This is a genomic window from Streptomyces sp. NPDC058955, from assembly GCF_042741435.1.
GTDB lineage: Bacteria > Actinomycetota > Actinomycetes > Streptomycetales > Streptomycetaceae > Streptomyces.
Map to the genome: position 1 here is coordinate 1 of NZ_JBHYKM010000170.1, position 12,711 is coordinate 12,711.

12 protein-coding genes are annotated in these 12,711 nt (G+C 73.1%); 3 read left to right on the plus strand and 9 right to left on the minus strand.

What is annotated here, in order from left to right:
* Positions 1 to 615: 615 nt before the first annotated feature.
* The gene (gene trpS / locus ACFW1I_RS35915; protein ID WP_384677897.1) at positions 616 to 1,614 is read left to right on the plus strand and encodes a tryptophan--tRNA ligase; all 999 of its coding nucleotides are present in this window, start codon (positions 616 to 618) and stop codon (positions 1,612 to 1,614) included.
* Here the strand turns inward: trpS and ACFW1I_RS35920 are convergent.
* On the minus strand, positions 1,581 to 2,579 hold the full coding sequence (locus ACFW1I_RS35920; RefSeq protein WP_384677899.1) for a GlxA family transcriptional regulator: 999 nt from the start codon (positions 2,577 to 2,579) through the stop codon (positions 1,581 to 1,583). The two genes, trpS and ACFW1I_RS35920, sit on opposite strands and share 34 nt — an antisense overlap.
* A 75-nt stretch (positions 2,580 to 2,654) precedes the next feature.
* Between ACFW1I_RS35920 and ACFW1I_RS35925 the strand changes: the two genes are divergently transcribed.
* On the plus strand, positions 2,655 to 3,242 hold the full coding sequence (locus tag ACFW1I_RS35925) for a cysteine hydrolase family protein (RefSeq protein ID WP_384677901.1): 588 nt from the start codon (positions 2,655 to 2,657) through the stop codon (positions 3,240 to 3,242).
* 3 nt (positions 3,243 to 3,245) lie between these two features.
* Here ACFW1I_RS35925 and proC read toward each other — a convergent pair whose 3' ends face one another.
* The 5 genes from proC to ACFW1I_RS35950 all read right to left on the minus strand — a co-directional run bounded on the left by proC (position 3,246) and on the right by ACFW1I_RS35950 (position 6,596).
* The gene (proC, locus tag ACFW1I_RS35930) at positions 3,246 to 4,055 is read right to left on the minus strand and encodes a pyrroline-5-carboxylate reductase (protein ID WP_031006365.1); all 810 of its coding nucleotides are present in this window, start codon (positions 4,053 to 4,055) and stop codon (positions 3,246 to 3,248) included.
* Positions 4,056 to 4,140: 85 nt separating this feature from the next.
* Positions 4,141 to 4,878, minus strand: a complete 738-nt coding sequence (locus ACFW1I_RS35935; RefSeq protein WP_384677903.1) for an ABC transporter permease — start codon at positions 4,876 to 4,878, stop codon at positions 4,141 to 4,143.
* Positions 4,875 to 5,699 carry an ABC transporter ATP-binding protein gene (locus ACFW1I_RS35940; RefSeq protein WP_384677905.1) on the minus strand — a complete coding sequence of 275 codons (825 nt, stop codon included), beginning with the start codon at positions 5,697 to 5,699 and terminating at the stop codon, positions 4,875 to 4,877. Before ACFW1I_RS35940 ends, ACFW1I_RS35935 begins: the two co-directional genes overlap by 4 nt.
* 86 nt (positions 5,700 to 5,785) lie before the next feature.
* Entirely contained in the window at positions 5,786 to 6,292 is a 507-nt protein-coding gene (locus ACFW1I_RS35945; RefSeq protein ID WP_384677907.1) for a hypothetical protein, read from the minus strand.
* 49 nt (positions 6,293 to 6,341) lie between these two features.
* On the minus strand, positions 6,342 to 6,596 hold the full coding sequence (locus tag ACFW1I_RS35950; RefSeq protein ID WP_384677909.1) for an SH3 domain-containing protein: 255 nt from the start codon (positions 6,594 to 6,596) through the stop codon (positions 6,342 to 6,344).
* Positions 6,597 to 6,734: 138 nt separating this feature from the next.
* On the opposite strand from ACFW1I_RS35950, the gene ACFW1I_RS35955 reads away from it, so the two are divergent.
* Positions 6,735 to 8,966 (plus strand): protein kinase, encoded by a 2,232-nt coding sequence (locus ACFW1I_RS35955; protein WP_384677912.1) that lies wholly within the window; start codon positions 6,735 to 6,737, stop codon positions 8,964 to 8,966.
* An 85-nt stretch (positions 8,967 to 9,051) separates the two neighbouring features.
* Here ACFW1I_RS35955 and ilvD read toward each other — a convergent pair whose 3' ends face one another.
* From ilvD to ACFW1I_RS35970, 3 genes are all read right to left on the minus strand, one after another.
* Entirely contained in the window at positions 9,052 to 10,905 is a 1,854-nt protein-coding gene (ilvD, locus tag ACFW1I_RS35960; protein WP_384677914.1) for a dihydroxy-acid dehydratase, read from the minus strand.
* A gap of 170 nt (positions 10,906 to 11,075) precedes the next feature.
* Positions 11,076 to 11,690, minus strand: coding sequence for a TetR family transcriptional regulator (locus ACFW1I_RS35965; protein WP_384677916.1), 615 nt, complete (start codon positions 11,688 to 11,690; stop codon positions 11,076 to 11,078).
* Complete coding sequence (locus tag ACFW1I_RS35970; RefSeq protein WP_384677918.1) at positions 11,687 to 12,511, minus strand: sugar phosphate isomerase/epimerase family protein; 825 nt, start codon at positions 12,509 to 12,511, stop codon at positions 11,687 to 11,689. The genes ACFW1I_RS35965 and ACFW1I_RS35970 overlap by 4 nt, the downstream gene beginning before the upstream one ends.
* Positions 12,512 to 12,711: the final 200 nt, after the last annotated feature.

Genomic DNA, 12,711 nt, shown 5'->3' on the forward strand with positions numbered 1-12,711 from the left:
TCCTTCGTTCCTGTTTCCAGGCCCTCCGGGCGCTTCCTTCGTTTCCGACTCTATCAGATCTTTCCGATCCGATTTCCTCGGCGCTTTCCGGTCCCTTTCGCTTTCGCTCCGGGCCCTTCCGGCGTTTCCGACTCTATCAGATCCTTTCGGCGTCTGATTCCCAGTCAGCGGGGTTTGTCTTCCGGGCTGTTGGGCCCTTCCGACGAGTGAGACTTTAGCGGATTCCTTGGCCCCGAAGCGAATCGGGGCCGACGTCCGGACTTCGAACGCGGATTCCTCATTTCGCAAAAACGCACGGAAAGCAGAACGGCACGACGAATCGCGGCCGTCAGGCTCGGTGGTTCTTGCGGAATGGCTGTCCGGGGCCGACCGGGGTCGGTGCTCACGTCGGACAACTCGGAGAACACTACGGATCGGTCAATCCCGTGTCAACCCACGTCCTGGGGCGTACTCTCTCCGTATGACTACGCGTGCGCTCACCACCCTGTGGTGGGCCGCCTGACGGCGGCCCGTACTGACGCATGCACACGGCCGCCGATCCGGCGGCCGTTCGCGTATCCCCCTCCGGGAGCCGGGCCGTCGGGCCGGCTCGGGACGGAGAAGGAGCGGAACGCGATGACGAGGATCTTCAGTGGGGTCAAGCCGACCGGGCATCTGACGCTGGGCAACTACCTCGGAGCCGTACGGCGGTGGGTCGAGGTGGACCAGCACCGGGGCGAGGCGCTGTTCAGCGTGGTGGATCTGCACGCGCTGACCGTGGAGCACGATCCGGCGCGGGTGCGCAGGCTCAGCCGGCAGGCGGCGACGCTGCTGCTGGCGTCGGGGCTCGATCCGGAGGTCTGCACGCTGTTCGTGCAGAGCCACGTGGACGAGCACGCCCGGCTGTCGTACCTGCTGGAGTGCACGGCGACCGACGGCGAGCTGCGGCGGATGATCCAGTACAAGGAGAAGAGCGTGCGGGCGCGGGAGGCCGGGCAGGGCGTGCGGCTCTCGCTCCTCACGTATCCCGTGCTGATGGCCGCGGACATCCTGGCCTACGGGGCCGACGAGGTGCCGGTGGGCGAGGACCAGACGCAGCACGTGGAGCTGACGCGGGACCTGGCGGTGCGGTTCAACCAGCGGTACGGGCACACCTTCACCGTGCCGAAGGCGACGCGGCCGACGGTGGCGGCGCGGGTGATGGACCTCCAGGACCCCGTTTCGAAGATGGGGAAGTCGCACGAGAACGGGGCCGGGATCGTCTATCTCCTCGACGACGCGGACACCGTGCGGCGCAAGGTCATGCGGGCCGTGACGGACAGCGGGCGGGAAGTCGTCTACGACCGGGACGCCAAGCCGGGTCTCGCGAATCTGCTCGATCTGATGGCGGCGGCGACGGATGGGAACCCGGAGGAGCTTGCCGGTGTATATGAGTCGTACGGGGCGTTGAAGAAGGACACGGCGGACGCGGTCGTCGAGCTGCTGCGGCCGGTGCGGGAGCGGCATGCCGAGCTCGCGGCGGATCAGGGGTTCGTGGACCGGGTGCTGCGGGACGGGGCCGAGCGGGCCCGGGGGATGGCACGGCCGCTGGTGGACCGGGCCTACCGGGCGATCGGGCTGTTGCCGGCCGTGTGACGGAAGGCGGCGCGGTAGTCGCGCGGGCTGGTGGCGAGGTGCGAGGCGAAGTGCTGGCGCATCGTGACCTCGCTGCCGAAGCCCGCGCGGCGGGCCACTTCGGGGAGGGGATGGTCGGTGAGTTCGAGGAGTTTCTGGGCGGCGGCGACGCGCTGGGCGATGAGCCAGTGGAGCGGGGTGGTGCCGGTGGTGGCCTGGAAGTGGCGGGCGAAGGAGCGCGGGGACATGCCGGCGTGGGCGGCGAGGCTGGCGACGGTGTGGGGCTGGTCGAGATGGGCGAGCGCGTGGGCGCGGACGGCGGCGAGCGCGTCCTCGTCGCGGTCGGCCCTGGGGGTGGGGCGCTCGATGAACTGGGCCTGGGTGCCGGTGCGGAACGGGGCGGTGACCATCGAGCGGGCGACGGTGGCGGCGACCTCGGCGCCGTGGGCCGTACGGACGAGGTGGAGACAGAGGTCGATGCCGGCTGCGGTCCCGGCCGAGGTCCAGATGCCGGTGTCCTCGATGTAGAGCGCCTCCGGTTCGACGCGGATCCGGGGGTGGCGGGCGGCCAGGGTGTCGGCGAGGCGCCAATGGGTGACCGCGCGGCGGCCGTCGAGCAGGCCGGCGCGGGCGAGGACGAAGGCGCCGGCGCAGAGGGAGGCGACGGGGACGCCGCGGGCGTGGGCCTGGCGGAGGGCGTCGAGGACGGGGGTGGGGGCGTCGGCGTCGGGGTCCTCGATGCCGGGGACGAGGACGAGGTCGGTGGGGGTGAGGGTGTCGAGCCAGTCGAGGGGGCGGTCCGGGGTGAGGCTCAGGCCGCCGCGGATCGGGACGGGGGTGGTCGGGTCGGCGGCGACGCGGCGGAGGTCGAAGGCGGGGACGTCGCGGGTGGTGCGGTCGGTGCCCCAGACCTCGGTCACGACGGAGACGTCGAAGGCGCGGATGCCGGGGAAGGAGAGGAGAGCGATGCGCTGAGGGGCCGCCATGGTTGGCAGTAAACCATCGATCGCTGGCTTCGGCGCCTCTGGGACGGGTGCCGGGTCGGCGGCAGGATCGTGGTCATGGAGATCGAGAAGAACGCAGCGCTGATCGTCATCGACGTCCAGAAGGGCTTCGAGTACGAGTTCTGGGGTCGTCGGAACAACCCGGAGGCGGAGAAGAACATGACCGCCCTGATCGACCGGTGGCAGGAGACGGGCCGGCCGGTGGTCTTCGTGCGGCACGACTCGCCGCGGGAGGGTTCGCCGCTGGAGCCGGGGACCGCGGGGAACGCGTTCAAGGACTTCGTCGAGGAGCGGCGGGGCAAGGGCGCCGGGCCCGAGGTGCTGGTGACGAAGACGGTGAACTCCGCCTTCTACGGGGAGCCGGACCTGGACGCGTGGCTGAAGGGGGCGGGGATCGAGCAGTTCGTGATCGTCGGCATCCAGACGAACATGTGCAACGAGACGACGGCCCGGATGGGCGGGAATCTCGGGTACGACGTGGTGTTCCCGCTGGACGCGATGCACACCTTCGACCTGGCGGGGCCGTTCGGCTGGACGCAGACGGCGGAGGAGCTGACCCGGGCGACGGCGGTGTCGCTGCACGGCGGGAAGTTCGCCCGGGTCGTGACCACGGAGGACGTGCTGAAGGGGACCGTGGCGGAGTAGGGGTCAGCCGTTGCCGGAGGCGAGCTCGCGGCTGCGGTCGCGGGCGGCTTCCAGGGCGGCGATGAGGGCGGCGCGGACGCCGTGGTTCTCCAGCTCGCGGATGGCGCTGATGGTGGTGCCGGCGGGGGAGGTGACGGCCTCGCGGAGCTTCACGGGGTGTTCGCCGCTGTCGCGGAGCATGACGGCGGCGCCGATGGCGGCCTGGACGATCAGGTCGTGCGCCTGGGCGCGGGGCAGGCCGAGGAGAATGCCGGCGTCGGTCATGGCCTCGACGAGGAAGTAGAAGTACGCGGGGCCGGAGCCGGAGAGGGCGGTGGCGGCGTCCTGCTGGGACTCGGGGACGCGGAGGGTCTTGCCGACGCCGCCGAAGATCTCCTCGGTGTGGGCGAGGTGCTCGGGGGTGGCGTGGCTGCCGCCGGAGATCACGGACATGCCCTCGTCGACGAGGACGGGGGTGTTGGGCATGACCCGGACGACGGGGGTGCCGGGGCTGAGCCGCTCCTCGATGAAGGAGGTGGGGATGCCGGCGGCGGCGCTGATGACCAGGCGGTCGGTGGCGACGTGGGGGCCGAGCTCGTCGAGGAGGCGGCCCATGTCCTGCGGCTTGACGGCGAGGATGAGGGTGTCGGCGCGCTTGGCGGCCTCGGCGTTGGTGACGGTCTCGACGCCGTAGCGGTCGCGGAGTTCCTCGGCGCGCTCGCTGCGGCGGGTGGTGACGAGGAGGTGCGCGGGGTGCCAGCCGGCTCGGATCATGCCGCTGAGGAGGGCTTCACCGATCTTGCCGGTGCCGAGGACTGCGACGGTCTGGGTCATGGCTCTGTTCACCTCGCCGGAGGGGGTACGTGTCGTCATCCTCGCACCGGCGGGGCGGCCGGTGCGCGGGGTGTCCGAGGGGCGGTCAGGCGGTGCGGCGGCGGAGGGTGGCGGCGCCGAGGGCGAGGACGAGGACGGCGCAGCCCGCCACGACGAGGGCGTCGCGGACGAAGGCGGACGTCACGTCGGGGTGGCGGAGGACCTCGTTCATGCCGTCGACGGCGTACGACATGGGCAGGACGTTCGAGATCGCTTCGAGGGCGGGGGCCATCTTGTCGCGCGGGGTGAAGAGGCCGCAGAGGAGGAGCTGGGGGAAGATCACGGCCGGCATGAACTGGACGGCCTGGAACTCGGAGGCGGCGAAGGCGGAGACGAAGAGGCCGAGGGCGGTGCCGAGGAGGGCGTCGAGGAGGGCGACCAGGAGGAGGAGCCAGGGGGAGCCGACGACGTCGAGGCCGAGGAACCGGACGGCGAGGCCGGTGGCGAGGACGGACTGGAGGACGGCGACGAGTCCGAAGGCCAGGGCGTAGCCGGCGATGAGGTCGGCCTTGCCGAGGGGCATGGCGAGGAGGCGTTCCAGGGTGCCGGAGGTGCGTTCGCGCAGGGTGGCAATGGAGGTCACCAGGAACATGGTGATGAGCGGGAAGATGCCGAGGAGCGAGGCGCCGATGCTGTCGAAGGTTGCCGGGCTGCCGTCGAAGACGTAGCGGAGCAGGAAGAGCATCAGGCAGGGCACCAGCAGCATCAGGGCGATCGAGCGGGGGTCGTGGCGGAGCTGGCGCAGGACGCGGGCGGCGGTGGCGAGGGTGCGGGAGGTCGTCATGGGCGGGTCTCCTGGTGGGCGGCGCGGGCCGTGGCGGCGTCGACCAGGTGGAGGAACGCCTCTTCGACGGTGGTGGTGCCGCTCTGTCGGCGGAGGGTGTCGGGGGTGCCTTCGGCGAGGATCTCGCCCTCGCGCATGAGGAGGAGGCGGTGGCAGCGCTCGGCCTCGTCCATGACGTGGGAGGAGACGAGGAGGGTGGTGCCCCGGTCGGCGGCGAGGCGGTGGAAGAGGTCCCACAGGTCGCGGCGCAGGACGGGGTCGAGGCCGACGGTGGGTTCGTCGAGGACGAGCAGGTCGGGGGTGCCGAGGAGGGCGACGGCGAGGGAGACGCGGCTGCGCTGGCCGCCGGAGAGGCGTCCGGCGAGGGCGTCGGCGTGGTCGGTGAGGTCGACGTCGGTGAGGGCGTGGTCGACGGCGGCGCGGCGGGCGGGGCGGTGGGCGCGGCCGGGGAGGAGGACGGCGGCGAAGTAGTCGAGGTTCTGCCGGACGGTGAGGTCGTCGTAGACAGAGGGGGCCTGGGTGACGTAGCCGATGCGGGGGCGGAGGCCGGGGTGGCCGGCGGGGCTGCCGAGGACGGTGAGGGTGCCGGTGACCTTGGCCTGGGTGCCGACGATCGCGCGCATGAGGGTGGTCTTGCCGCAGCCTGAGGGGCCGAGGAGGCCGGTGACGCGGCCGGCGGGGACGGTGAAGCCGAGGCCGCGCAGGACGGTGCGCTCGCCGCGTACGGCGGTGAGGTCGCGGGCGGTGATGGCGGTGAGGTCGCGGGCGGCGGCGGGTTCCTGGTCGGGGGGTTCGGGCTCCCCCGCGTCGTAATTCATCATGTGATGAATAGTGGGGACGGAAAAGCCCCCGCGTCAAGGATCGCGGGGGCTCGGGCGGTCCGGTTCCGGACGCGCCGGACCGTCGCTCAGGAACGCTTGGGCTTCTTGCGGGCGGCCGGGTTGCCGGTGCGGGCGCCGCGCCGCTTCTCGTGGCGGGCGCGGGCCGTCTCGTACTCGGCGCGGCGGAGCTTCTCGCCGGGGGCCTCCAGGAGGCAGCGGAGGGCGTAGGCGAGGAGCACGCCGATGAAGCCGATGGCCTTGAGGCTCTTGAGGGAGTCCTCGCGGGCCTGGTCGGCGGGGCGGCGGCCGAAGCCCTCCCAGGTCTTGGTGAAGGCGATGGCCGAGCAGATCGCGAACATCAGGATGACCAGCGTGTTCACCAGCCCGCCCACGTCCGCGACCTGGAGTCCCTGGTAGGCGAAGCGCAGGACGAAGGCGCCCGCGGCGGCCGCGGCGAGCGCGCCGACCGCGAGGCCGGCGCGCCGCAGGCCGTAGTGGGCGCTGTGGTCGACCCAGGTCGTCCCGAAGAAACGGATCTCCTCGGGCTGGGGTCCGCTCGTGCCGGTTCCGGGGGTCTGCTTGTCCTCGCTCACGAGGTCGATTATCCCCGGTGCGCCGCCGGAGCGGCCGAGGCGAAGGTCCTCAGGCGCAGCGCGGCGCGACGTAGTCGTCGCTGCCGGTCTTCACGTAGGCGTCGGAGACGTACTGCCCCGGGGCGATGCTGTCCCAGAGGCGGGTGGTGCCGTACGGTCCGGAGATCCACTCGCCCGGCTTCTGGCAGTAGACCGGGACGGTCACGCCCTCGGCGAGGACCCGGACCACCGGGTACTGGGTGCTCGGGCCGGAGCGGACGTTGACCCGGTAGCCCGGCGCGACCGGGTAGTACTTCACCGTCATGGCTGTTCTCCCCCTGGCTTCACTCTGTGCGACGCGCGCAGGCTAGCAAGCTCCTCCGACATCGCGGGGGCCATCGACTAGGCTCCTCGCGTCGCGCACGCGCGCGTGGACGGACGCGGAACCACACGGGGGTGGGAGATGCCGCCGTTGAGCAGTACCGACGCGGGCCGGGGCGCCGAGGGTCCCGAGTACGCCGGGGAGTACCGGCTGCAGGCGGTGCTCGGAGCGGGCGGCATGGGCGTCGTCCATCTGGCCTCCTCGCCCTCCGGGCTGCGGCTCGCCGTGAAGGTGGTGCACGCGCGCTACGCGGAGGATCCCGACTTCCGGGCCCGGTTCCGCCAGGAGGTGGCCGCCGCCCGCCGGGTCAGCGGCGCCTTCACCGCGCCCGTCGTGGACGCCGACCCGGACGCCGAGCGGCCCTGGATGGCCACCCTCTACGTCCCCGGCCCCACCCTCGCCGACCAGGTCCGCCAGCGCGGCCCGCTCTCCCCCGCCGAACTGCGCCGGCTGACCGCCGGGCTCGCCGAGGCGCTGCGCGACATCCACCGCGCCGGGGTGGTGCACCGGGACCTCAAGCCGAGCAATGTGCTCCTCACCGACTCCGGGCCCAAGGTCATCGACTTCGGGATCTCCCGGCCCGTCGACAGCGACCTGCACACCGAGACCGGGAAGCTGATCGGCTCGCCGCCGTTCATGGCGCCCGAGCAGTTCCAGCGGCCGCGCGAGGTCGGGCCGTCCGCCGACGTCTTCGCGCTCGGCTCGGTCCTGGTGCACGCGGCGACCGGGCACGGCCCCTTCGACTCGGACAGCCCGTACATCGTGGCCTACCAGGTGGTCCACGACGAGCCGGACCTCTCCGGGGTGCCGGCCGAGCTCGCGCCGCTGGTCGCGCGCTGCCTCGCGAAGGAGGCGGCCGACCGGCCGACGCCCTCCGAGATCATGGCGGCCCTGCTGCCGCCCTCGTACGCGGCCGAGGCGTTCATACCGTCCCAGCGGCGGCGGCCCGCGCTGCCCGCCGACCCGTTCGCGCCGGACGGCCGTACCGGCGGCCCCGCCGGGATCCGTACCGCCGACCTCGCCGGCGGCGACACCACGACCCGGGCCGCCGTGGCCGCCCCGCCCGCGCGCCGGCGGCGCTCCCGGCTCGCCCCGCGGCTCACGGTCTCCGCCGCGGTCGTGCTCGTCCTCGCCGGGGCCGGGGTGTACGCGGCGCTGCGCCCGCCGGCCCGGCCCGTGGTCGAGGGGCCCGCCCACCCCGCCGAGGTGGCGACCTCCTTCGACGGCTGGGTCACCCAGCTCCAGCGGTACGGCGGCTCCGCCGCGCCCTCCTGCGCCCACGAGGCCGGCTCCCTCTACTGCGCGGCGCGGGGCGTGTCGCTCGCCCGCCTCGACCCGCGGACCGGCGAGGTCCTGTGGAACCGGACCGGGCCGGTCGACGCGGAGGCGCCGGACGCGCCCGTGCCGCTGGTCGGCGGGCCGGACCCGCTGGTCGGCGCCGCGCCGAAGGCCGGCCCCCTGCGCGCGTACGCCGTCGAGGACGGGACGCCCGGCTGGACCGCGCGCGCGGACGTCCCCGAGACGTACCGGCCGGCCGGGCCGGTGGTGGTCCTCTCCGACGGGCGCGGCGCGCTCCGGGCGGTGGACGCGCGGACCGGGGCCCGGCGGTGGGCGCACCGCCTGGCCGGGTTCGACGCGCCGGTGCTCGGCACGTACGACGGGCCGACGGGACTGCTCACCGTCTCCGAGACGGCGGCGGACGGGCGGAGCAGCCGGATCGCGGCCCTGCTGCCGGAGACCGGCGAGATCGTGTGGAGCCGGGTGGTGACCGGGGACGCCGCCCCGGTGGGCCGGACCGGCGACGGGACGCTGGTCCTCGCCACCCGGTACCAGGGCGACCTGGTCGACGGGCTCGTGCTGCTCGCGCCGGGCGACCCCGACGACCCGGGCAGCGGTCCGGCCGCCGGCGGGGAGCGCCGGGTCGGGATCCAGGAGCGGATGCAGCTCAGCGGCATCGCCGTGCGGGGCCGGGTCGTCTATCTGCTCTCCCTGGACGGGCGGCTGCTCGCCCTGGACACGGCGGTGGAGAAGGGCGGCCGGCTGTGGGAGCTGGAGACGGGGGCCTCGAACGTCTCCGTGCCGGTCCTCGGCCCCGACGACCGGCTCTATCTGTCCGCGGCGGACGGGCGGCTGTTCGCGGTGGACACCGCGCGCGGCGCGGTCGTCGGGCAGACCCGGCCGCGGCTGCGGAACGGGCGGCTCGGGTACGCGACGCAGGTGCCGGCCCCGCTGGTCGCCGGGGACCGGGTGTTCGGGACGGCGCCGGACGGCTCGGTCTTCGCGGTGGACGCGCGCGTGGCGGAGTCCTGGTAGGCCGTACTCCCGGGACGGATCACGGGGAGGGCCTGCGCGCGCGGGGAGCGGCCGGGGAAGATCGGCGGCTCCCCGCGCGCGTGCGTCAGCCGAGCTTCGTCACGTCCCGGACGGCGCCCTTGTCGGCGCTGGTCGCCATCGCGGCGTACGCGCGCAGGGCGGCGGACACCTTGCGCTCGCGGTTCTTCGGCGCGTAGACGCCGCCGAGGGCCTCGCGGCGGGCGGCCAGGGTGGCGTCGTCGACGAGCAGCTCGATCGCGCGGTTCGGGATGTCGATGCGGATCCGGTCGCCGTCCTCGACGAGGGCGATGGTGCCGCCCGAGGCGGCCTCCGGGGAGGCGTGGCCGATGGAGAGGCCGGAGGTGCCGCCGGAGAAGCGGCCGTCGGTCACCAGGGCGCAGGTCTTGCCCAGGCCCCGGCCCTTGAGGAAGGAGGTCGGGTAGAGCATCTCCTGCATGCCCGGGCCGCCCTTGGGGCCCTCGTACCGGATGACGACCACGTCGCCGTCCGTGACCTGCTTGTTGAGGATCTTCTCGACGGCCTCCTCCTGCGACTCGCAGACGACGGCCGGGCCCTCGAAGGTCCAGATCGACTCGTCGACGCCGGCCGTCTTCACGACGCAGCCGTCGACGGCGATGTTGCCGCGCAGGACGGCGAGGCCGCCGTCCTTGGAGTAGGCGTGGGCCACGTCGCGGATGCAGCCGCCGGCGGCGTCCACGTCGAGGCTCTCCCAGCGCTCGGACTGGGAGAACGCCTCTGCGGAGCGGACGCAGCCGGGGGCCGCGTGGAACAGCTCGACGGCCTCGTCGCTGGGCGAGCCGCCGCGCACGTCCCAGGTGCCCAGCCACTCCTTGACGGAGCGGGAGTGGACCGCGTGGACGTCCTCGTTGAGCAGCCCGCCGCGGTACAGCTCGCCGAGGATGGCGGGGATGCCGCCGGCCCGGTGCACGTCCTCCATGTAGTACGTGCCGCGCGGGGCGACGTTCGGGGCGACCTTGGCCAGGCAGGGGACGCGGCGGGAGACCTCGTCCATGTCGGACAGGCCGTAGTCCAGCTCGGCCTCCTGGGCGGCGGCGAGCAGGTGCAGGATCGTGTTGGTCGAGCCGCCCATGGCGATGTCCAGCGCCATCGCGTTCTCGAAGGCCGCGCGGGTGGCGATGGAGCGCGGCAGGACGGAGGCGTCGTCCTCGTCGTAGTACCGGTGGGTGATCTCGACGACCGTGCGGGCCGCGTTCTCGTACAGCGCGCGGCGGCCGGTGTGGGTGGCGAGCATCGAGCCGTTGCCGGGGAGGGAGAGGCCGATGGCCTCGGTCAGGCAGTTCATCGAGTTGGCGGTGAACATGCCGGAACACGAGCCGCAGGTCGGACAGGCGTTCTCCTCGATGCGGAGGATGTCCTCGTCCGAGATCTTGTCGTTCACGGCGTCGGAGATCGCGTCGACCAGGTCGAGCGTGCGGACCGTGCCGTCGACGAGGGTGGCGCGGCCGGACTCCATCGGGCCGCCGGAGACGAAGACCGTCGGGATGTTCAGGCGCAGCGCGGCCATCAGCATGCCGGGGGTGATCTTGTCGCAGTTGGAGATGCAGATCAGGGCGTCGGCGCAGTGGGCCTCGACCATGTACTCGACGCTGTCCGCGATCAGGTCGCGGGAGGGCAGGCTGTAGAGCATGCCGCCGTGGCCCATGGCGATGCCGTCGTCGACGGCGATCGTGTTGAACTCGCGGGCGATGCCGCCGGCGGCGGTGATGGCCTCGGAGACGATCCGGCCGACCGGCTGGAGGTGGGTGTGGCCGGGGACGAACTCGGTGAAGGAGTTCGCCACGGCGATGATCGGCTTCCGACCGATGTCCGCGCCCGGTACACCGGAGGCGCGCATAAGGGCGCGGGCGCCCGCCATGTTGCGGCCGTGGGTGACTGTGCGGGACCTCAGCTCGGGCATCGTCGCTCGCTCCTCGTGATGGATGTGCTTGCTTCGAGCGTACGCCGACGCTCCAAGATCTGGACAGGTCGTCCGGGATACGGGACGGGATTCCAGGGATCGGTCAGGGGTCGATCAGGGGCCGGTCGGGGTCGAAGCGTCGAGAACGGTCGGACTTCGACCGGGTTCGGTCACGCTTCGGTCAGGTACCGCTGGAGCGTCGGGGCCACCTCGGCCACGATCCGCTCCGGGTCCGCGGAGGCCAGCGGCTCGACCCGGATCACGTACCGCAGGATCGCGATCCCGATCATGTGCGAGGCCGCCAGCTCGGCCCGGAACTCGGGGTCCGGTACGGCGAGGGCGGCGGCGATCCGCTCCAGGAGCCGACGCAGCACGAAGCTCCGCAGCACCGTGGCCGCCGCGTCGTGGGTGACCGCCGAGCGGATGATCGCGAGCAGCGGGGCGCGGGTCACCGGGTTCTCCCAGACCCCGATGAAGAAGCGGGCCAGCCGCTCGCCGACCGCCTCGCGCGGGCCGTCGATGATGGCCGGGACGACGAGCGCCGGCTCGAAGGAGACCTCGATCGCCGCCGCGAAGACCTCGTCCTTGGTCCCGAAATAGTGGTGCACCAGCGCCGGGTCGACCCCGGCGGCCTTGGCGATGCCGCGGACCGAGGTCTTGTCGTAGCCCCGCTCAGCGAACTGCGTCCGCGCCGCCTCCAGGATGCGCTCGCGCGCGCCGGGGCCGCTGTCGTCGGCCGCACCGCGCGCGGGACGGCCGCGGCGCCGGGGGGACGCCTCGCTCACGCGCGCGTGCCCCGGGTCGCCGAGGCGAGGTGGAGTCGGGTGAAGGCGAGCGCCTCGGCGAGGTCGGCCTCCCGTTCGGCGGCGGACATCGCGCGCCGGGTGTTGACCTCGATGACGACGTGCCCGTCGAACCCGGTCACGGCCAGCCGTTCCAGCAGCTCGGCGCAGGGCTGGGTGCCCCGGCCCGGCACGAGGTGCTCGTCCTTGGCGGAGCCGCGCCCGTCGGCGAGGTGGACGTGGCCGAGCCGGTCGCCCATGCGGTCGATCATCGCCAGGGTGTCGGTGCGGGCGGTCGCGGTGTGCGAGAGGTCGATCGTGAAGTGCCGGTAGTCGTCCTTGGTGACGTCCCACTCGGGGGCGTACGCGAGCATCTCGCGGTCCTTGTACCGCCACGGGTACATGTTCTCGACGGCGAAGCGGACGTCCGTCTCGTCGGCCATCCGCCAGATGCCGGTGACGAAGTCGCGGGCGTACTGGCGCTGCCAGCGGAACGGCGGGTGGACGACGACCGTGGACGCGCCGAGCTTCTCGGCGGCCGCCTGGGCGCGCTGGAGCTTGACCCAGGGATCGGTGGACCAGACGCGCTGGGTGATGAGCAGGCAGGGCGCGTGGACGGCGAGGATCGGCACCTGGTGGTAGTCGGAGAGCCGGCGCAGGGCCTCGATGTCCTGGCTGACCGGGTCGGTCCACACCATGACCTCGACGCCGTCGTAACCAAGGCGCGCGGCGACCTCGAAGGCCGTCGCCGTCGACTCCGGATAGACCGAGGCCGTCGACAGGGCGACCTTCGCATCCGGGACGCGCACCGCTGGTTCTGCCACGACAGACAGGGTACGGGGCGCACCTGGGCGCGGGAGGGTGGTTCCGGTCACCCTCCGCACGCCGCCGGCACGGCTCCGGTACGCGCCGGGGCGCCGCACGCGCGCGTGCGGCGGCGCGGCGCCCCGGGGCCGGGCGCCCGGCGCGCGGGGTGTTTTACACAACTGACGCGGCCCTCGAGAGTGCAGGTGTAGATCTCGGG